Here is a 19,226-nt window from a genome sequence, read left to right on the forward strand (position 1 = left end):
CCGAAATGATTTTTGCGTGCGCCGAAGTGATTTTTGTATGCTCCGAAATGATTTTTGCGTGCGCCAAAATGATTCTTGTATGCTCCGAAATGATTTTTGTGTGCGCCGAAATGATTTTTGTATGCGCCGAAGTAATTTTTGTGTTCTTTTTTGTTTGCTAATTCACAACAGTCGAAATGTATTCAAGCTGATTGACAAGGATCGTCCGCAGGTGGATGCCAACCAGCTTGCACCCAAAACCTACGAGCATCTCGAATTGCTCCCTCATCATGCCTTTCATCATTTATGTCCAAGCGATCGCACGTAGCACGACCGACTGGAGTATTTCCAATAATATTCAAACCGTCTACTGTCCAGATAAAATGCTCAGACCACAGCTGCTGACGGGGATTAAATAAAGATACTATTTTCTGGGTTTGAGGGTCTGTTCCCTTTGTAAAGTTGTAGCGACGCTCGTTGCAGCGATGACAAGCTAGAGCTAAATTTTCAACATCATCGGAACCGCCTAAAGATTGAGGCAGAATATGGTCAATAGTGAAACGATTTGGGCTTAGGTATTCTGGGGAGTGGCAATATTCGCAGAGGAATCTGGCTCGTCGTCGTATAAATTTTCGAGTTGAGTGGGACACCATTTAGCTTGGGTTGCAAGTTGGGCGTTAATGAAAGTAAAAATTCGGGATAATTCAGAGATTCCATCTAGTTCAGCCCGTTCTTCTTTGGTGAGTAAGTCTTGCTTGTTCTTTCCCAAAAGTTCTTCAAACCGAGACTGTAACTCATTCGTAAATTTAAAAATATAGACATCTCCAAACAGGCTCATCCGAACTCCAGAGCGCATGAAGAATGAAGGTTGAACCATTTCTTGAGCAATCATAGTGTTCTTTTTATGCCTTTAGTATCACAATGATAGCAAAGCTATTGGGGCAGCATCGGCAGGATATGGAGAACCCTGCTGAATGCCTCCAGCAAATGGTTACAGCTTACACTGATTACCTAAAGATTGCCGAACAAGAACAGACTAAGCGGCGCGAAATTGAAGCTTGGGAGAAAGAAACAATTACCAGAATTAACGCCCAGCGAGAACTGCTGATGGCGTACCTTGATCACTCGTTTGATGAGCGCGCAGAAAACTTTCGTGCTTTATTTGCTGTAGTTGATAGTGCGATCGCATCCGGCAATAATGAGCAATTAGCCCTTGCTTTGAATTCAATTACACAAATAGCTAAATCAAGCCCATTTCAAGACCTTGCCAATTTAACATCTGTTCGCGCTGCATTAAACGATCCAAACCACGAATGGCAATTTTGATTTCATCCGACTGCATTCCCTGATTTGCACAAGTGACTTTTAAAACATTCATTTTTCAATATACGTAGTATAGTCCCACCTTTATCTTAAGTGTGGGTATTTTTTTGGAAGCTCACTTTATTGATAGATAGTGTGCGATCGCCACTCATCTCAAATCATTCGGAATCTTTTCTCTACAATTTATAGTAGAATCTTAATTCTGCAAATGTCCCATGTTAGACTACAACCCCCTAAACTGCTTACCCTCTTCTGAGGAATTACCCGATTCTGACGACACACCTGTGGATAACGAACTACAAGATTTAATTCCTGGTTTATTAAAAGTAATACTAGCTTTGCTGTGGTCAGATCGTTGGGATTGGTTCTTTGGGGTTGATATGGGTATTTATTATGACCCTAATGAATCTGCTATTGTCCCTGATGGGTTTCTGAGCGTGGGAGTTGAGCGCTTCATTGATGAAGATTTGCGCTTGAGTTATGTGCTGTGGGAAGAGAAAAAAGTACCCATTTTAGTTTTGGAAGTTGTTTCCCAAAAGTATCGGGGTGAGTACACTACTAAAAAACAATTCTACGCAGAATTAGAGATTTTGTACTATGTGGTCTACAATCCCCGTCGTCGCAAGAAACCACCTCTAGAAGTTTATCGCTTAGTAAATGGCGAATACATCTTACAGCCAGGAAACCCAGTTTGGCTCAGTGACATTGGTTTAGGAATTGGTAGAGAACGGGGAACTTATCTAGGGATTACACGGGAGTGGTTGTACTGGTATAACGAGCAAGGACAAAGATTGCTGACACCAGAAGAACGTATTCAAGAAGCAGAACAACGTCGCCTAGAAGCAGAACAACGTCGCCTAGAAGCAGAACAACGTCGCCTAGAAGCAGAACAACGAGCGCAAATACTAACAGAACGGCTAAAAGCCTTGGGTATAGATCCAGAAAGTTTAACTTAAGATTTGCTAACTGATACCTAACTTGAAAATGCTTGTGGGGGTGTAAGGGTGTAGGGGTGTAGGGGTGTAGGAGTAGTCAAAAATTTTATTCACCCTAGTGTACTCAGTGCATGATGGCTACTTAAGTTAAGTTCTTCCTTTTTGGTCTTGCAATTTTTATAATTTTATAGTAGAAAATCAAATCACAAGTTGATACAAACACCCTCTTGTCTACTAGCAAACACCTAAGGGCGATCGCCCTATTTAAAACAAACTATGAATACTTGATAAAAAACCATAAGATATAACATCATATCAGGCAAAATTAACGTAATTATAAAAAAATGTGATCAATAATTATGCTGGTAAGTAATGAAATTCTAGAATTGGAACTATTTTTCAAGTTCAGCTATCTAAGAATAGGATTCATTACCTGTAAACCAACTCCAATCGAAATAGTTATCTATCACCAGTAATGGTTTGCAAGCTTTCAAAAACAATCATACAAATAAATTGTAAATAGAATGTTTAATGAACGCTTATATAGTCTTTACCAGTTTTTGATCCCCATTTCGATAAAATGACGTGGCAGAAGCTTATAATTAGAAACCGCTTTTGACAGCGACGCCCATGAATAAACTTAACAATGGTTTTACTCTATTTTTGAGTCTGCTAGTCGAGGCGATGCCTTTTTTGCTGTTGGGAGTATTTTTATCCAGTTTGTTGTTATTTTTTATAGATGAGCGCAAATTGGTAGAAAAAATGCCCAGAAATCCCCTACTAGGTGCTTTAGTCGGTAGTATGGTCGGGTTTTTGTTTCCGGTCTGCGAGTGTGGTAACGTGCCAGTAGCACGGCGGTTGTTGATGCAGGGAGTTCCTACATCAGTAGCAATAGGCTTTTTACTCGCCGCACCAACAATTAATCCGATTGTAATTTGGGCAACTTGGACAGCATTTCGTGATCAGCCAGAAATAGTAGTATTACGAGTAGTTTTTTCCCTATTAATTGCCACTATTATTGGCTTTGTGTTTAGCTTTCAAAAAGATTTGACTCCCATAGTTCAACCTGCGATCGCTCGTTACTTGAAATTTAACCCACCTCCGACTCCAAACACAAAACACCGCCTGAAAGTTTCTCAAGTACAGCAGCAAGCAAATGTACCGACTTTATTACAGTCTGGAACGTTTTTGTTAGGAGCAGGACAAACTACGCGCTTAGAAACTGCTGCGTCAGCTACAACCACAAGTTCTATTCAGAGTAAACCCTTAAAAGCCAAACTGCAATTAGTATTAGAAAATACTGTGCAAGAACTGCGAGAATTGGGAGCAGTATTAGTGATTGGTAGTGCGATCGCAGCTGCTATTCAAGTTCTTGCTCCTCGTGAATTAATTCTCAGCTTGGGTTCAGGCCCAATTAGTTCAATTACTACCATGTTGTTACTCGCAACGGTAGTGTCAATTTGTTCGACAGTTGATTCTTTTTTTGCTCTATCTTTTGCTTCTGTTTTTACCAGTGGTTCTTTATTAGCATTTTTAGTATTTGGACCAATGGTTGACCTTAAAGGTATAGGTTTGATGTTAACAATATTAAAACCCAAAGCAATCTTTTACCTATTTGGTTTAGCTGCATTATTAACTTTTTTGTTCACCCTGATTCTGAATTTGCATTTTCTTTAAAAATTTAGTTCCTAGTCTAAAGCCAATAGTCCAAAGCAATGACTATTGCCTACTAATTCTTGAATTTTGGCTCTTGACTAATCAGCAATGACTAAAAATCCAAACCGTATAAATAGAATTCAAAAGAAATTACTCCCCTGGCTTGATGTCTTAGCAATTACAGCTTGGGGAATTTTGCTGTTGAAATATTGGTTGACTGACAAGCTTAATTTGTTAATTCATCCGAATTATTTTGGATTAGTAGTGGCGGCTGCATTCTGCTTGTTAATTGTCGCTTTTTTCAAAGCCAAAGAACTTTTTCAGCGGCGTCGTCATGAAATGACTGGTAACATGCAACACATCAGTTTATTTCCGCCGGGATGGGGTAGTGTTTTATTGTTAGTAGCAGCCATTTTGGGATTGACCTTTACACCACAAGTATTTGCTAGCGATAAAGCACTACAACGAGATTTCAGTGAATTATTAGGTTCTACGCGCGTCAAACCACAAGCATTCCGCGCCTCTGTTACTCCTGAAGAGCGATCGCTCGTAGACTGGGTACGTATGCTTAACGTCTATCCAGAACCAGATAGATATCAAGGTAATAAAGTCAAAGTACAAGGATTTGTCATCCATCCGCCAGACCTTGCAAAAGAATACATATTTCTAGCGCGTTTTGTTCTAACTTGCTGCGCTGCCGATGCTTATCCTGTAGGATTACCAGTCAAAATCAAAGAAACTCGCGACCAATACCCAGCAGATACCTGGTTAGAAGTAGAGGGAGAAATGACCACCGAAACAATAGCAGACAAACGTCAACTCACCATTGCAGCCAGTTCCTTGAAAAAAATTCCTCAACCAAAAAATCCCTATAGTTATTAGTCAATAGTCCATAGTCCATAGTCAATAGTCAAGCTTCTTTTACAAATAACCATTGTACAGACGCGATAAATCGCGTCTCTAATGACAAATGACGATTAACAAATGACCATTGTACAGACGCGATTTATCACGTCTCTAATAACAAATGACTAGTAAAAAAAATTTTTTCCAACCCTTAGATCGCATTGCGATCGCATTAATGTTACTGCTGATTTTAATCATTGGGCTAATCATATCCCAAGGTGATGTAGTCAGAGTTCGTGTCCGAGAATTTACTTGGAAACACTTACAAAGTGAAGAAAAAGATATATCTTTGACTAATTTCACCAGCCAAAATCAAAAAATTGGAGCAGAATACAAAGCCTTTATTCTCAGCTTTAGTCGTCCTATGGATACGAAAAGCGTAGAGGAAAATTTGAAAATAGAGCCTCCCTTAGCAGGTACATTCAGTTGGGCGGGGCGACGCATGGGTTACAGTTTCATCACACCAGCACCCTATGGAACAACTTACAAAGTGAAGTTGGAGAATGCAAAAGATAAATTCGCTAGCGAAGAAAAAACAAATAAAGTCATACAACCATTTGAAACAACATTTAACACACGCGATCGCGTAATTATTTATATCGGGGCTAGCAATGAAGACCAAGGAAGCTTAGTTCTTTACAACTTAACTCAAGAACAAAAAAAAATACTTACTCCCAAAGACATCATAGTTACCGACTTTAAGCCATTTCCAGATGGGCAGAAAATATTATTTGCAGCTCGCCCCGCAGATAGTCAAGACTTACTATCAGCGCAATTGTATACAGTCACAACCGGTTTTAATGCACCTTATGAAAAAACAGCAGAACCAGCAGCCAAAGTAGACTTGCTTTTAGACAACAAAGAATATCAAAACTTAAAATTTGATGTCTCGCCTGATGGAGAAACTATTGTTGTCCAAAGAGGGAAAAAAGACAATCCTGGAGACTTTGGGCTGTGGTTTATGTCAGTGAACAGTGATAGTTCTGGTCAAAAAACACCTCCTCAACGCTTGCAAAGTCAACCGGGGGGAGATTTTATGATTACACCGGATAGTAAAGCTGTAGCCCTTGCCCAAGGTCAGGGAACAGCTATTTTGCCGTTACAAAAAGATGGTACTAAACCCCTAGATTTTTTCCCCCAATTTGGATTGGTACAAGCATTTTCCGGGGATGGTTCACAAGCAGCAATGGTTAAATTTAATACAGACTATACACGAGACTTGTTTTTAGTCACCAACCAGGGCGTTCAGAAAAAACTCTTATCCACCACAGGTTCGATAGTGAATTGTCAATTTGATACTGCGTCCCCTACGCTCTATTGCTTGCTAACACAGCTATTACCAGGGGAATATTATCAAGAACAACCATATCTAGTTGCCATTGACATCAAAACAGGACAACAAAAACCATTATTGGTGCTACCTCCTGATCAACGAAATGTACAGATGAGTTTATCTCCTGATGGTTTGGGTTTATTATTTGACCAGATCCAGACAAACCCGAATCCACCACTAAATGCACCTTTGTTGACAACTGATGATGGAGAGGCGATCGCTACTAGCAACCTGTGGTTAATGCCATTATTACCAATAGCTGATGCCCAGGACAATGCAGACCTTAAACCAGAACAACTCCCATTAACAGGATTTTATCCTCGTTGGTTGCCTTGATTAAGTGAGGGGTGTGGGGAAATTTTTGTGGGTTGTTAATTTTTGAGCAACTTCGCACTTTCGGGTAGCAAAAAGTTATAACAAAATAATCATAAATCACTCTCCTAAGGAAGGTGACAAACTTGCCGAATAGAGTAGATTTTGATAAGACAGCATTGATACGTAATGCTACCGCAGTCACCAATCGATAAGTTTAAGCTGGTGGGTGAAAAGTGATGAATGAAGCAGACACCCCAAATAACGGGGCTTTTAATGAACCCCAAAATCCTGCTAGTGCGCCACAACCGCAACAAGCAAGTTGTCCTTTTTATTCTGTTTTACCTCCCGAAAACAGAACAATTTCGCAATTGCCATTGTTAGCACCAGCGCCAGAAAATCAGGAATATCAGGAAGATGCGTCTTGTCAAGACTCAATGACAGAAGGGAACCAACAAATAGAGGAAACTAGTAATTTTGAATACAGATTAGAGTTAAATCAGCAGCAACTAGAGGAATTAGAACCTGAGTTAGATTGGGTTGCGGAGCCTGAAAAAGAAAAACAAGTACTGGTTGAGTCTGAATTTAAGCAACTGTTGGCATTAAATGAAGAATTGCGTTCTGCCAATAATGATTTATATGAACAAGTAGAAGGTTTGAAAACTGCTTTGTCTGAGTCCCAAGCAGCTGTGCAATGGCAGCAAAAACGTTCTACTGTTGCAGAGTCTATACTTAACCAACAGACTCAAGAGCTAAATGCTGCTCAAGAACAGATAAAATCCCTATATCAACAGTTGGAAACTGCACTACAAACAGTGCAAACTCAAGAAACTGTCATAGACAATCATAAAGCACAGCTAGAAATTAACCAACAACGTCTTGCCCTACTGGAGCGAGAATGTACCTTACTTCAAACTAAATATAACGAACAATCCCACCAGCTACTGCAATCAGAAAATTCCTGTCGAGAATTACGTACTCGCTTAATGCGGCAACAACGCCAAACATTACAATTTAAGGCAGCTCTCGAAAAATGTCTAGAAACACCACCTCCTAGCTCTGATTCTACAGATGCTTATACTCCTACCAATAATGTAGATAGTACACACCCTAGAAATTATCAGCGAACTCATTCTTTACTTCCCAACCAGCAACCAATTCAACCCTGGTCAGCCGAAGCTGATTCTTCCACAGAAGATATAGATCGTTTCAGGGTAGAATCTTCTTGCTCAAACCCACATCCATGGGATAACTCGATTTTTAGTCAATCATCGACTGCTGATACTCCATCTCCAGAAAGCGCACTGACTCCAGAGCAAACAACTATCGAGCCAGAAGTTGATGATGAAACTGGATCACAAACATTTTCATCTTCAGATTCGTTAAGCTTAGATGAGCAAGTTGATAACTTAATTCAATTGTTTTTTGCTGCCCAAACTACATCTGTATCACCACCACTATTGGTTGAAAAAGATCCAGAAGATATAGAAGAAGCAAAAAATGATGATCAAACTGTGACGCCCATTTGGGAAACAGTAGCCACTCCGGTTAAGGATACAAAAGATATAGAAGATACAAAAGAACCAATAATTGTCATTTCAGCCAGTGCTGACACAGATTCTGAGGAAAATGAGGATTTATGGTTAGATATATCACCATTACCTCCTTCTTTACCAGGATCTGAACAGTCTGAAAAATCACCCTCACCCGTGGTTTATCCTGAACGACCACCTAAAGGGCGAAAGTCTTTAGCATCCGTAGAGTTACCGAATTTTCGCCCTAATAAGTAGTAATTTGTCATTGGTTATTGGTCAATGGTAAAAACTTTGGATTCTGGACTCTTGAGTCTGGACTCTTGAGTCTGGACTCTTGATTCTGGACTTTTGAGTCTGGACTCTTGAGTCTGGACTTTTGGTTTTCCTTTAGCTGTAGTTAATGCATAGCTGATAGCTGATAGCTGTAACCATAATGCTGGAGAGCGATTTTCTAACCATTGACCATTGCGGTTTAGAAGAGTAGGTAGCCATCCACTCAGTAAAGCACTGATGAGACTATGACGAACAAAGTCAAAATAGTTCCCTAACCAACGCCATAAATCTTTAGCACCAGCTAATTCCCAAATCCACAGCAGCAATGCTGGGTTTTTCTTGGCTGCTTTGAGTGCTAACCGATTAAAAGTAAGCAAATTGAATCTATCTTTGATAAAATCATCTGCTACTTCTGGGGGTTCATCAACTAAAAGACCAAAGAAGTTATTCAGCATAGTGTTTATGCGTTCTGGTGGTAAAAATTTACCAGTAGGAACCATCATTCCTTTGGAAAACATCCAAGTCACAGCAATATTATTTTGGAAAGCACGAATTTGGTTCAAGTGTCGAGAAGAAAGTAAATCGTGTTTGAGGGCGATATTTAAAAGAGTGGTGAGGCGTTCTAGGTTCCGAACCAAGGAACCAAATCCTGTGAAAACCAAGGGTGACTGAAGAGATGCAGCATCACCGATCGCTATTAATCGATCAAAGGCTATGGTGCGATCGCTACTCCCCACACTAAAATGCCCTGGTATATATCCAAAGGTCGGCTTTTTCCAAACTAGCTTCTCCATGTCGCAGCGCCGATACTCTGGCAAAATTGTGAAAAAGTCCTCATACATTTCCAGTAAGGAACCGGGATTTTGAGCATTAACTTCGTGGTAATGAAATAAATAAATTGCTAGTTCTTCGTCTGCACCGGGAAATAATTCCCAAATTAACTGTCTTCCCCGCGAAATATCACCGTGACTATTAAGCACATCTCCATACTGACAATCCCATACTCCCGGCTCAAATCCCCGCTCAATCACAGCTCCTACTGTCGGACAAACACTATCAAAAGCACGACCACCATTTAACTGCCAAGCGATCGGTGATGCTGTTCCCATCGCATCTACAAGCACTCGTCCGCTTGCTTGCTTGTCTATTTGATTACTTGAGTCTTTAAATGTAACAACAACTTCTGATGTATAAATATCAGCTTTGATAAACTCTGTTTCATCCCAGATTTCACCACCAGCCGCTAGCAGCTTTTGTCCGCATAGTTGGAGCAATTTTTCAGAATCTAACCCCAAATTTAGAACTGTGGGAGTGTGTAAAATTGGTGCTTTTAATGGTTTGGGAACATAAGCATCAAAAAATTTATTAAATCCGTCTTGGTACTCACGACCAATAATGAATTCTACTTCGCTGGATGTCAGCAAACCTAAATTAATCAAGCTTTGAATTTCATCACGAGAAATATTCCATTCCCGGTTCATGCGTCCAAAACGTAACCGTTCCACCAACAGCACTTTGTAGCCTAATTTTGCCATCACAGCCGCATGAATCACCCCCAGCGCACCGCCGATATAGATCAGGTCATATTGGGCATGGGGCATTGGGCATGGGGCATTGGGCATGGGGTATTGGGCATTGGTGTTTATTGTCCCCCTTGTCTCCCTTGTCCTCCTTGTCCCCTTGTCCTCCTTATCCCCTTGTCCCCAGTTCTGGTGAGCAAACAACACCTGACGTGGTTTCTGGGGGTTGCGTACACCTTGACGCCAGCGTTGCTCCCACCAGTACACTCGTTTCAGGTCATATTCACCATGAGGCATTTTTTGAAAATATTTGACAGTAAGGGGATAATGGGGGGCTAATGCTTCAAAAATCGATTGCTGGGATAAATCTATGGTTGGTGGTTCTGGGTATTGATGGGGAAAGCGGCTTCTGATTGCATTTGTCAGGGTTTTGAGAATTTGTTTTTCTTGAGGAAAGGCTTGATCTGACCACCGGAACACTTTTAGATAAGTAGTTCGTTGTACTGACCAAACAAAAACAGAAAGTTCACTGAAGTTTTCCGGAATACTTCTGCTATCATCTGTATTTCCTATCATTCTCAAGCGGAAACCATCCAGTGTCCGCAGTTTTTCCCCAATTCCTGGTTCAAAATCACTTTGTAACCATTTGCATACTGCTGAGGTGTCCGCCGTGGGTATTTCTATGTAAAGTACCTCTTTCATTCTTTGTCAAATCTCCAGTTAATAATATGTACTAAGCCAGTTTCCAAACAAGGGTGATTTACGGTATGATCCGCCCTATCTTGTTGAATAAAAATTCAATAAAGAAATTTTAAAAGTTTGTCAAAGTTTTTGTTCATTATCTGTTTCATTAAACCTTACGCACATGAATTATCCCATTCCAGACAACCCTCAAGAAATCATTGCCTTAAGGCAAAAGCCAGTTGATGAAGCCTTAGTTGCTGCTGCGATCGCAGGTGTAATCAAAATTGTCCGCGATCAAGGCCAATCTCTAGAAGAACTAACAGCTCAATTGCTAGCTGAAGATACTTTACTAGATAAACAACAGCGACAGTGGCTTAGTCAAGTGGTTAGCCAAGCTTGGGAAAGTTTTTCTTAGATTTGTTAGTGCTTAATAGTTAGTAGTTTAGTGGTCTACTAACAAACAAAAAATTTATTGCCAATCATTTTGTGTGGTGTGTGAGTTTATTATGTGTGGTACGAAATTGGCAATCTGCGGGTGAAAAACAATGACCACTTCTAAAGCAACAGACTTGCGACAAACTAGTCAGCAATTCTCAAGATAATATCTTGATTTAAGTCTTGACGCGGATAAATTTAGGATTACGCTTCAAATTCCTTACAAATTCAATGGTCCGCGATCACAACCAAATAGCTAGAAAATAGATGTGAGGGTATAGGGGTGTAGGAGGAAAAGCGACAATTGAATATTTATCCTTAGACCCTTATACCCTTACACGCTGACTGCTGCTTGTGAATGTAGCAACAAGCCGTATTCTAATCCTTCTACGACTGCTTGATAGGAAGCCTCCAAAATATTGGTAGAAACTCCTACTGTTGTCCAGCGTTGATGACCAGTTCCCGACTCTACCATGACACGGGTTTTGGCTGCTGTGCCTGTATGTCCGTTGAGAATCCGCACTTTGTAGTCTGTCAACTCAAAAGCTGCAATGTGGGGATAAAAATTCACTAAAGCCTTACGTAAAGCTGCATCCAAAGCTGCAACAGGGCCATTTCCTTCTGCTGCTTCCAAAATATTTTTACCATTTACGGTAACTTTAACTGTAGCTAGGGCGTTAGTATTTTGTTCTCCCTGTCCCAACTCACAGTGGACTTGAAAACCCCTAATTTCAAAAAACAACCGCCGACTTCCTAAAGCTTGGCGCATCAATAATTCAAAACTCGCCTCTGCTGCTTCAAATTGGTATCCTTCACTCTCCAAAGCTTTCAGACGTTCAAGAATTCTTCGGGTTGTAGGATCATTTTTATCTAATTCAATCCCAAATGAGCGGGCTTTTGATAAAACATTACTAATTCCTGATTGTTCGGAAATGACAATCCGGCGACAATTACCAATTTGTTGTGGTTGAATATGTTCGTAAGTGAGGGGATTACGTTCTACTGCTGATACATGGATACCACCTTTGTGAGCAAATGCTGATCTACCAACAAATGGTGCATGTTCATCTGGAGCAAGATTAACTACTTCACTAACAAAACGACTGGTTTCTGTCAATTGTGAGATTTGGTTCTCTTCTATACATTGAAACCCTAGCTTAAGTTGTAAATTAGGAATTAGCGAACAGAGATTAGCATTACCACAACGTTCACCATAACCATTGATTGTACCCTGTACCATCCTGACGCCTGTCAAGACTGCGGCTAGGGCATTTGCTACTGCTGTATCCGAATCATTATGAGTATGGATACCTAATTTTGTTTCGCTAGGAATATATTTAACTATATCAGTAATAATTTGCGTAATTTCATGGGGTAACGTACCACCATTAGTGTCACAAAAGACTAACCATTCCGCACCAGATGCGATCGCAGTTTCTAATGTTTGTAAAGCATAATCACGATTGTGCTTATAGCCATCAAACCAGTGTTCGGCATCGTAGATCACACGACGCCCTTGAGCGCGCAAGTACTCTATCGTATCGCGAATCATCGCCAAATTCTCAGCCAAAGTAGTCTTGAGTCCTTCTGTGACATGTAAATCCCAAGACTTACCAAAAATTGTTACCCAACGAGTGCCAGCAGCGAGAATAGCCTGTAGTATTGGCTCAGAAGCCACTGTTGTGTTCGGGCGTCGAGTCGAACAAAAAGCCACGATTTCAGCCTGTTTGAGCGGTTCTTCCTGCAATTGCCAGAAAAACTGCACATCTTTAGGATTTGCACCAGGCCATCCACCTTCAATGAAGGGAATACCAAGTTGATCGAGTCTTCTGGCAATACGTAACTTATCTTCTATGGATACAGATAGCCCTTCGCGTTGAGTACCATCTCGAAGTGTAGTGTCATAGATCCAAAGTTGAGGTAAAGAGTTAGCGCTCATAAGATGAGGAATTGTTCAAACTACAGAATAAAATAAAGATATGTCAGAATATACAATTGTCAGAAAAGTTAGCCTATTTTGGATGCGTGGAAAATAGAATTGGCTCCACAGATAAGTCTGGGGGCTTGTACCTTCAAAGAAGTATCTGTCAGGAGTTTATGGACTTACTGCTCCTCGTAGTTCACAAGAGCGATATTTCAAGGTCAATTGTGACAACACTACGCTGATGAAAATCTGATCGCAGATGATAACATTGATACCATTATTCAAATCTAGAAAAAATCGACATCAAAAAGTCTGTATTCCCAACATTACAACCACTTCAGTGTTTTTCAAGTTCATAATAATATGACAATATCAAATGATTTCTAAACTTATGCTTAAGGATATGATTGTGATTGTTTCATAACTAAAATAAGATTGGGAAATAGTTTTTTCTGTATCAGAAATAAATTGTTACAATACAACCTAAAACTTGTGTAGTGATCTGCAATGCCCAGAGTGCTGGCTCAAGGTAAAACAACTGAGCGTACAGGCGGAACCAATCTGCGGAACATTTTGCTGCAAAATGGTATTGACCTCTACAACAGCGATGCTAAGGTTATTAACTGTCGGTTAATCGATAGTTGTTCATTGCAAATGCAAGTAGAAGGTAAATTTGCAGAAGTTAATTGGCGTCAAGAAAGGCGGTACTCACTACCTCCTCATTCTCCGCCAATCAATCTGGGTTTAGCTTGTCAAACTCAGCTTTTAGGAAATGTCAAACTTACTAAATTTGATGGATTCTGGGCAGAAGGTTCTCAAGTAGTCTGGACACTAAAAGGTTAAAAAGGAGAAAAATATGGGTAGATGGACACCACTCATTTTGATGGCTGGAGGTTTGGCAATTTTACTAGGTACGTTGCTGGGGATTAGCTTTCCGATGGGCGGACAAAATACTGCTCAAGCCCCAGGAGGTAAAACATCAAAAGTTCTCCCCGCCAACATTAATGTCAACAGCACTGCGACTGGTACAAATTCCACCAAAACCAACAAAACTAATGTTGCTCAGAACAACGCAACTGATGACACATTGACCGATACCATGACTGATACAACAACAACTGCTCAAGATAATTCAAATACAACCACCACAGACGATACTCAATCAAATGATAGTAACAATAACGAACCAATTCGTGCTTTGTGGTAGTGGTTGCTAATCATCAATTAACAGTTATGAGTTACTAGTTATGAGTTACTAGTTATGAGTTAGGAGTTATATAGTCAATAGTCAATTGTTGATAGCCATTACTCTTGACTATGGACTCTTGACTATGGACTCTTGACTATGGACTTTTGACTATGGACTCTTGACTAATGACTAACGATGTTTTGATTATTGGTGGCGGTATCATCGGTTTAGCGATCGCCGTTGAATTGAAACTGCGTGGCGCGAAAGTCATCGTGACTAGTCGTGACTTCCACGCAGCTGCCACACATGCAGCTGCTGGGATGTTAGCACCGGATGCCGAAAACATCTCCAATCAAGCAATGCAAGAATTATGTTGGCGATCGCGCTTTATTTATCCAGAGTGGGCGTACAAATTAGAACAACTCACTGGTATAAACCTGTCTCTTATACACATCTAGATGTGTATAAGAGACAGACCCAAGCCAAGTAATGTAGAAGAACTGGCGGAACTACGTACCATCGGTCAAATCGTCCAGTATCTACAATCGTTAGTTTTTACCCCCGCGTTGGTAGAGGACAAGGGAGACATGGGGGACATGGGGGACATGGGGGACAAGGAAGCAGTAGTGAGTTTTCGTCATCTTTTCCACTGTCGGTGTCTTCTCAAACAGCTTACTGGTTAGACAAAGAAACTATTCACCAATATCAGCCGGGTTTAGGAGAAGAAGTAACTGGTGGTTGGTGGTATCCTGAAGATGCCCAAGTAGATAATCGAGCCTTGGCAAAAGCATTGCTTGGTGCAGCGCAATCCTTGGGTGTGGAACTGAAAGAAGGAACAGCAGTAGAAGGCATTTTACAACAGCAAGGGCAAGTTGCAGGAGTCCAAACCAATGGTGGAATTTTGCGTGCCGAACACTATGTTTTAACTACAGGTGCTTGGACTAATCAATTGTTTCCCTTACCCGTACGTCCAACCAAAGGACAAATGTTGAGTGTGCGTATACCAGAAGCGATCGCAGAATTACCCCTAACACGGGTTTTATTTGGTCACGATATTTACATAGTGCCAAGACGCGATCGACGAATCATTATTGGTGCTACCGTTGAGGATGTTGGCTTTACTCCCCACAATACACCAGCAGGCATTCAAACTTTACTACAACAAGCCATCCGTTTATATCTTCCAATCCAGAATTATCCCATAGAAAAATTATGGTGGGGATTTCGTCCTGCTACCCCCGATGAGTTACCAATCCTGGGAAATAGCTCCTGTCAAAACCTCACCTTTGCTACGGGACACTATCGTAATGGGATTCTGCTTGCACCGATAACAGCAGCATTAATTGCTGATTTGATTTGGGAACAAAAATCTGACCCCCTACTGTCGAATTTTCATTACTCGCGCTTCCAGAACCAATCATCTACCTCCCCTGTTATGCTTACTCATTCGCCTTCACCCCTATCCTACAGACAAATTTCCCAACCCACCCCTACCATTGCTGACACACCCCTCGTGATTGCTGGCAAAACTTTTACCTCCCGCTTGATGACGGGAACTGGTAAATATCGCAGCATCGAAGAAATGCAGCAAAGTGTCGTAGAAAGTGGTTGTCAAATTGTGACAGTCGCAGTTAGACGAGTACAAACTCATGCACCTGGACACGAAGGTTTAGCCGAAGCGCTAGACTGGACAAAAATTTGGATGCTACCGAATACTGCTGGCTGCAAAACCGCCGAAGAAGCGATTCGCGTTGCTCGATTGGGGCGAGAAATGGCAAAACTTTTGGGACAGGAAGATAATAATTTTGTCAAATTAGAAGTAATTCCCGATTCTAAATATTTATTACCAGACCCCATTGGCACCCTAGAAGCGGCAGAACAATTAGTCAAAGAAGGCTTTGCGGTTTTACCTTATATTAATGCTGACCCAATGCTAGCCAAGCGTTTAGAAGAAGTCGGTTGTGCAACAGTAATGCCTCTCGCCTCACCGATTGGTTCTGGTCAGGGATTGAAAACAACTGCTAACATTCAAATCATTATCGAAAATGCCAATATTCCTGTAGTGGTGGATGCTGGTATTGGTGCGCCATCGCAAGCAGCCCAAGCAATGGAAATGGGTGCGGATGCTTTGTTGATTAACAGTGCGATCGCCTTGGCAAAAAACCCGCCCCTGATGGCACGCGCCATGAATCTGGCAACAACTGCCGGTCGCATAGCCTATCTAGCTGGCAGGATGCCCATCAAAGACTACGCCAGCCCCTCTTCACCAATGACTGGAACAATTACAAATTAGGGTCGGGGATTGGGGCATGGGGCATGGGGCATGGGGCATTGGTTATTCTTCCCACACTTCCCCCACACTCCCTTGTCCCCCTTGTCCCCGCTCCCTTTTGTAACGAATTATCTCTAATGATAAGAGTGGGATATTGCATTTATGTAACATAAAATGAATAAGTAGCGTAAGGAATTTATTCATGCCCTACACGACTGAAGAAGGCGGTCGCCTCAACAATTTTGCTCGTGAACCTAAAGTTTACCAAGCAGAGCCTCCTACAGACCAGCAAAAGCGTAATTATGTAATTATGGGAGTTGTGGGAATACTTCTGGTCAGTGGTTTGATTTTTGTTGCCTTCTCTGTTTCTAACCTTAGTTAATAAAAATTGCTTTCACAAATCAATTTTATTTTACAATTATTCAGGTTTCTAAATTTTTGGAAACCTGGTTTTTTTGTCTAATCTTTAAGATAGAGATAGAGGGTGATAGATTAAGAAATTTGCCCTTCATTACCAGGTAATTGCTATTTTATGCAAGAAAATCAGTGACAAAATTAAGTATAATAATATACAACTCCTCTATTCTTATTTCAAACCTTGATTTATCCTGAGCAGAGCAATAACTAGTTGAAAACCGTAGTCATAGTTAGATATACAGACTGCTTGCATATGCCCTTAAAAGGGATGTACACTGTGTTTCGGCTCCTTAGCCACCATGAGCGTGAATGATACTGCACATTCGGATAAATTTGCGTGGAATCGCCAAGTATACCACCGTCTAAAAGTTGCCCTCAGTCTTGGTTTGCGGCGACAAATTTTGGTAGCGGTATGTGATGACTTAAACCTGAGAAATCAGGTAGCAGCACGTTTGCATTCAACTTTGGCCTATCCTGTAGGTCAAGTGCTGTATCAACCATCAAATACGCAGGAAGCTAGTACACCAGCTTATCCACGACTGGTGACTCTGAGGTTGAATTTAAGTGACCCTAACCCGATCGCACAAATAAATCAATGGCTGGTGAATTATCCACCGCCAATTGTTGGTGTATCGAAAGATAATCCTGGACGGTCACTGCCAGTACCAGCTTTTCAGATTGTAGGTGTTGAGCAGTTAACTAAGCAACCAGTAGCAATCCAACGTCTATTTTTGCACTATTTACGTTTAACTGAACAACATTTATCAAGCCCAGAATCAAGTAGTTTTTTGGAATCCAGTCTATTACTGTGGGTATCGCGTCCTTGGTTGTACGCCATACAACAATCAGCACCACAGTTTTGGCGTTGTCGTACTGGGGTGTTTGTGTTTGCTGGAGAACCGACACCGACAACTCGTACCAAAAACTCACCAGAACGCTTTTCTGGTTCTAGAAGCTTAGATGTAGGAAATATTGAACAGGTAGCCTGGGAAGAACCTGTCTCTGGTGACGATTTTCCTGTGGAAGAGATTGATTTTGCAATCCAAACACCTGTAAATCGTGGACACAAACCACAAGAACCTTCACCAATCAAATCAGAATTATTTGTACCGGAAACATTTCAGGAGGAAGCCAAAGATAAAGTTAATATCAACAAGACTCCATCGCCACCGCGTTTATCGCACATTAGCAAAGAGTTAACAGAGTTAGTACTAGCAACTCTTAACAGTGCGATCGCCCAGGATCAAAATGAGAGTGTACAAGTACAAGAACTTCTAGAAGAAATAGACTCTTTACATTCCACAAAAGCTTCACAAGAAACACTGGCAGTAGCTTATCATCGTCTGGGCAACTTGTATCGCCTCCGCATTGAACAGGGACAAACTAATTTAGAGAACTTGATGGTGGCTATTTTGGCATATCAAGAGGCTATCACCCATGATGAAACTTCGCCACAAGTGCCAGATATTTTGAATGACTTGGGTACACTCTATTGGATGCTATATCGCACGCCGCCCAATTCTGAAGAAGGACAATCTTACATAGAACAGGGAATAGAATTTTATCAATTAGCTTTGAAGCTAATTTCACCTGAAACCCATCCAGAAACTTATGCACGTGTGCAAAATAATCTGGGGACTGCTTATGGTGACTTAGCACGTTTTGCTCAAGCTGGGGAAAACTGGCAAAAAGCGGTGATTGCTTATCGAGAAGCACTCAACTTCCGTACCGCCGAGATGGAACCATTGAAGTATGCTGCAACTCAGAATAACTTAGGTACTGCTTACTGGCATTTGGCACAATACAATCAACCAATGGAGCATTTAAAGAATGCGATCGTTGCTTACAGTCTTGCCTTAGCCTACTACAATCCAGAACAGGAAGCACTCAAATATGGCATGATTCAAAACAACATTGGTACTGCTCATTGGAATTTAGCACAGTACGAAAATCCAGGAGAGAATCTACAACTTGCTGTGGCTGCCTATGGAGAAGCTTTGAAATATCGTACACCAGCACAGGTTCCTGCCGCTTGTGCTGCCACACAAAATAATCTGGGTACTGCTTACTGGCACTTGGCCAATCAGCCACAAATAACTAAAGAAGAACGACAAAAGTTTTTAGAACTGTGCATTAATGCCTATGAAGAATCCCTATCTCTTGCTCATTCTCTCAATGGTGCTGCTTTAAGTTTTGATATTTTTGCAACTCATAACAACTTAGGATTAGCACATTATAATATGGCAACAGATCAGTTTTTAAATGGTGATAAAACTGCACGTTCTCAACATTTAGAATCAGCACTGGATAATCATTTACAAGCATTAAATGGATTAACTCAAAAACCCGAAGCTTACCAAACAACATTTAATTATGTAGTGAAAACCATTCGCGCTTTTCACAGTGAATTAGGAATACAAGGACAAAACCTGGCTTTATCTAAAGTTCCTGGTCATTTACTACCAGAAATACTGCCGAAGTTGTAATTAGCAGGTATAGGATTTACACCAATGTCACACACAATTGTCATGTT

At 41.0% G+C, this 19,226-nt stretch carries 16 protein-coding genes and 2 pseudogenes; 14 read left to right on the plus strand and 4 right to left on the minus strand.

Annotated features, from left to right (window positions below; all coding sequences use genetic code 11):
- Positions 1 to 182: 182 nt before the first annotated feature.
- Positions 183 to 632: an HNH endonuclease gene (locus B4U84_RS17515; protein ID WP_131119762.1), complete on the minus strand. Its 450-nt coding sequence runs from the start codon at positions 630 to 632 to the stop codon at positions 183 to 185.
- On the minus strand, positions 551 to 871 hold the full coding sequence (locus tag B4U84_RS17520; RefSeq protein ID WP_131119764.1) for a hypothetical protein: 321 nt from the start codon (positions 869 to 871) through the stop codon (positions 551 to 553). Before B4U84_RS17520 ends, B4U84_RS17515 begins: the two co-directional genes overlap by 82 nt.
- A 29-nt stretch (positions 872 to 900) precedes the next feature.
- Between B4U84_RS17520 and B4U84_RS31645 the strand changes: the two genes are divergently transcribed.
- From B4U84_RS31645 to B4U84_RS17550, 6 genes are all read left to right on the plus strand, one after another.
- Complete coding sequence (locus B4U84_RS31645; protein WP_131119766.1) at positions 901 to 1,305, plus strand: hypothetical protein; 405 nt, start codon at positions 901 to 903, stop codon at positions 1,303 to 1,305.
- Between the two features lie 212 nt (positions 1,306 to 1,517).
- On the plus strand, positions 1,518 to 2,258 hold the full coding sequence (locus tag B4U84_RS17530) for a Uma2 family endonuclease (RefSeq protein WP_131119768.1): 741 nt from the start codon (positions 1,518 to 1,520) through the stop codon (positions 2,256 to 2,258).
- A gap of 609 nt (positions 2,259 to 2,867) precedes the next feature.
- Entirely contained in the window at positions 2,868 to 3,914 is a 1,047-nt protein-coding gene (locus tag B4U84_RS17535) for a permease (protein WP_017310392.1), read from the plus strand.
- A gap of 87 nt (positions 3,915 to 4,001) precedes the next feature.
- Entirely contained in the window at positions 4,002 to 4,775 is a 774-nt protein-coding gene (locus B4U84_RS17540) for a TIGR03943 family putative permease subunit (RefSeq protein ID WP_131119770.1), read from the plus strand.
- Between the two features lie 145 nt (positions 4,776 to 4,920).
- Entirely contained in the window at positions 4,921 to 6,468 is a 1,548-nt protein-coding gene (locus B4U84_RS17545; RefSeq protein WP_131119772.1) for a TolB-like translocation protein, read from the plus strand.
- 215 nt (positions 6,469 to 6,683) lie between these two features.
- Positions 6,684 to 8,234 (plus strand): hypothetical protein, encoded by a 1,551-nt coding sequence (locus B4U84_RS17550; RefSeq protein ID WP_131119774.1) that lies wholly within the window; start codon positions 6,684 to 6,686, stop codon positions 8,232 to 8,234.
- Between the two features lie 14 nt (positions 8,235 to 8,248).
- Here the strand turns inward: B4U84_RS17550 and B4U84_RS17555 are convergent, their stop codons facing one another.
- Positions 8,249 to 10,474, minus strand: a complete 2,226-nt coding sequence (locus tag B4U84_RS17555) for an NAD(P)/FAD-dependent oxidoreductase (protein WP_131119776.1) — start codon at positions 10,472 to 10,474, stop codon at positions 8,249 to 8,251.
- A gap of 163 nt (positions 10,475 to 10,637) precedes the next feature.
- On the opposite strand from B4U84_RS17555, the gene B4U84_RS17560 reads away from it, so the two are divergent.
- Positions 10,638 to 10,871 carry a hypothetical protein gene (locus B4U84_RS17560; protein ID WP_131119778.1) on the plus strand — a complete coding sequence of 78 codons (234 nt, stop codon included), beginning with the start codon at positions 10,638 to 10,640 and terminating at the stop codon, positions 10,869 to 10,871.
- A 354-nt stretch (positions 10,872 to 11,225) separates the two neighbouring features.
- Here the strand turns inward: B4U84_RS17560 and cimA are convergent, their stop codons facing one another.
- Positions 11,226 to 12,830 carry a citramalate synthase gene (cimA, locus tag B4U84_RS17565; RefSeq protein ID WP_131119780.1) on the minus strand — a complete coding sequence of 535 codons (1,605 nt, stop codon included), beginning with the start codon at positions 12,828 to 12,830 and terminating at the stop codon, positions 11,226 to 11,228.
- Between the two features lie 492 nt (positions 12,831 to 13,322).
- On the opposite strand from cimA, the gene B4U84_RS17570 reads away from it, so the two are divergent.
- The 7 genes and pseudogenes from B4U84_RS17570 to B4U84_RS17600 all read left to right on the plus strand — a co-directional run bounded on the left by B4U84_RS17570 (position 13,323) and on the right by B4U84_RS17600 (position 19,179).
- Positions 13,323 to 13,658 (plus strand): hypothetical protein, encoded by a 336-nt coding sequence (locus B4U84_RS17570; RefSeq protein ID WP_131119782.1) that lies wholly within the window; start codon positions 13,323 to 13,325, stop codon positions 13,656 to 13,658.
- 13 nt (positions 13,659 to 13,671) lie between these two features.
- Positions 13,672 to 14,022 (plus strand): hypothetical protein, encoded by a 351-nt coding sequence (locus tag B4U84_RS17575; RefSeq protein WP_017310403.1) that lies wholly within the window; start codon positions 13,672 to 13,674, stop codon positions 14,020 to 14,022.
- Between the two features lie 167 nt (positions 14,023 to 14,189).
- Positions 14,190 to 14,442 (plus strand): annotated as a pseudogene (locus B4U84_RS17580) (FAD-dependent oxidoreductase); the annotation flags it as partial.
- A 20-nt stretch (positions 14,443 to 14,462) separates the two neighbouring features.
- Positions 14,463 to 14,687, plus strand: a complete 225-nt coding sequence (locus B4U84_RS17585; RefSeq protein WP_131119784.1) for a hypothetical protein — start codon at positions 14,463 to 14,465, stop codon at positions 14,685 to 14,687.
- Positions 14,675 to 16,297 (plus strand): annotated as a pseudogene (locus B4U84_RS31955) (thiazole synthase); the annotation flags it as partial. The gene B4U84_RS17585 and the pseudogene B4U84_RS31955, both read left to right, overlap by 13 nt.
- Positions 16,298 to 16,478: 181 nt before the next feature.
- Positions 16,479 to 16,658, plus strand: coding sequence for a photosystem II assembly protein Psb34 (psb34, locus tag B4U84_RS17595; RefSeq protein ID WP_131119786.1), 180 nt, complete (start codon positions 16,479 to 16,481; stop codon positions 16,656 to 16,658).
- 334 nt (positions 16,659 to 16,992) lie between these two features.
- Positions 16,993 to 19,179 (plus strand): tetratricopeptide repeat protein, encoded by a 2,187-nt coding sequence (locus B4U84_RS17600; protein ID WP_017310406.1) that lies wholly within the window; start codon positions 16,993 to 16,995, stop codon positions 19,177 to 19,179.
- Positions 19,180 to 19,226: the final 47 nt, after the last annotated feature.

Source organism: Westiellopsis prolifica IICB1, assembly GCF_004323185.1.
Taxonomy (GTDB): domain Bacteria; phylum Cyanobacteriota; class Cyanobacteriia; order Cyanobacteriales; family Nostocaceae; genus Pelatocladus; species Pelatocladus prolificus_A.

Excerpts from the sequence above, each read along its gene's own strand:
- B4U84_RS17515 (WP_131119762.1), bottom strand. The coding sequence starts at position 632 with ATGGTGTCCCACTCAACTCGAAAATTTATACGACGACGAGCCAGATTC.
- B4U84_RS17520 (WP_131119764.1), bottom strand. The coding sequence starts at position 871 with ATGATTGCTCAAGAAATGGTTCAACCTTCATTCTTCATGCGCTCTGGA.
- B4U84_RS31645 (WP_131119766.1), top strand. The coding sequence starts at position 901 with ATGATAGCAAAGCTATTGGGGCAGCATCGGCAGGATATGGAGAACCCT.
- B4U84_RS17530 (WP_131119768.1), top strand. The coding sequence starts at position 1,518 with ATGTTAGACTACAACCCCCTAAACTGCTTACCCTCTTCTGAGGAATTA.
- B4U84_RS17535 (WP_017310392.1), top strand. The coding sequence starts at position 2,868 with ATGAATAAACTTAACAATGGTTTTACTCTATTTTTGAGTCTGCTAGTC.
- B4U84_RS17540 (WP_131119770.1), top strand. The coding sequence starts at position 4,002 with ATGACTAAAAATCCAAACCGTATAAATAGAATTCAAAAGAAATTACTC.
- B4U84_RS17545 (WP_131119772.1), top strand. The coding sequence starts at position 4,921 with ATGACTAGTAAAAAAAATTTTTTCCAACCCTTAGATCGCATTGCGATC.
- B4U84_RS17550 (WP_131119774.1), top strand. The coding sequence starts at position 6,684 with ATGAATGAAGCAGACACCCCAAATAACGGGGCTTTTAATGAACCCCAA.
- B4U84_RS17555 (WP_131119776.1), bottom strand. The coding sequence starts at position 10,474 with ATGAAAGAGGTACTTTACATAGAAATACCCACGGCGGACACCTCAGCA.
- B4U84_RS17560 (WP_131119778.1), top strand. The coding sequence starts at position 10,638 with ATGAATTATCCCATTCCAGACAACCCTCAAGAAATCATTGCCTTAAGG.
- cimA (WP_131119780.1), bottom strand. The coding sequence starts at position 12,830 with ATGAGCGCTAACTCTTTACCTCAACTTTGGATCTATGACACTACACTT.
- B4U84_RS17570 (WP_131119782.1), top strand. The coding sequence starts at position 13,323 with ATGCCCAGAGTGCTGGCTCAAGGTAAAACAACTGAGCGTACAGGCGGA.
- B4U84_RS17575 (WP_017310403.1), top strand. The coding sequence starts at position 13,672 with ATGGGTAGATGGACACCACTCATTTTGATGGCTGGAGGTTTGGCAATT.
- B4U84_RS17585 (WP_131119784.1), top strand. The coding sequence starts at position 14,463 with ATGTGTATAAGAGACAGACCCAAGCCAAGTAATGTAGAAGAACTGGCG.
- psb34 (WP_131119786.1), top strand. The coding sequence starts at position 16,479 with ATGCCCTACACGACTGAAGAAGGCGGTCGCCTCAACAATTTTGCTCGT.
- B4U84_RS17600 (WP_017310406.1), top strand. The coding sequence starts at position 16,993 with ATGAGCGTGAATGATACTGCACATTCGGATAAATTTGCGTGGAATCGC.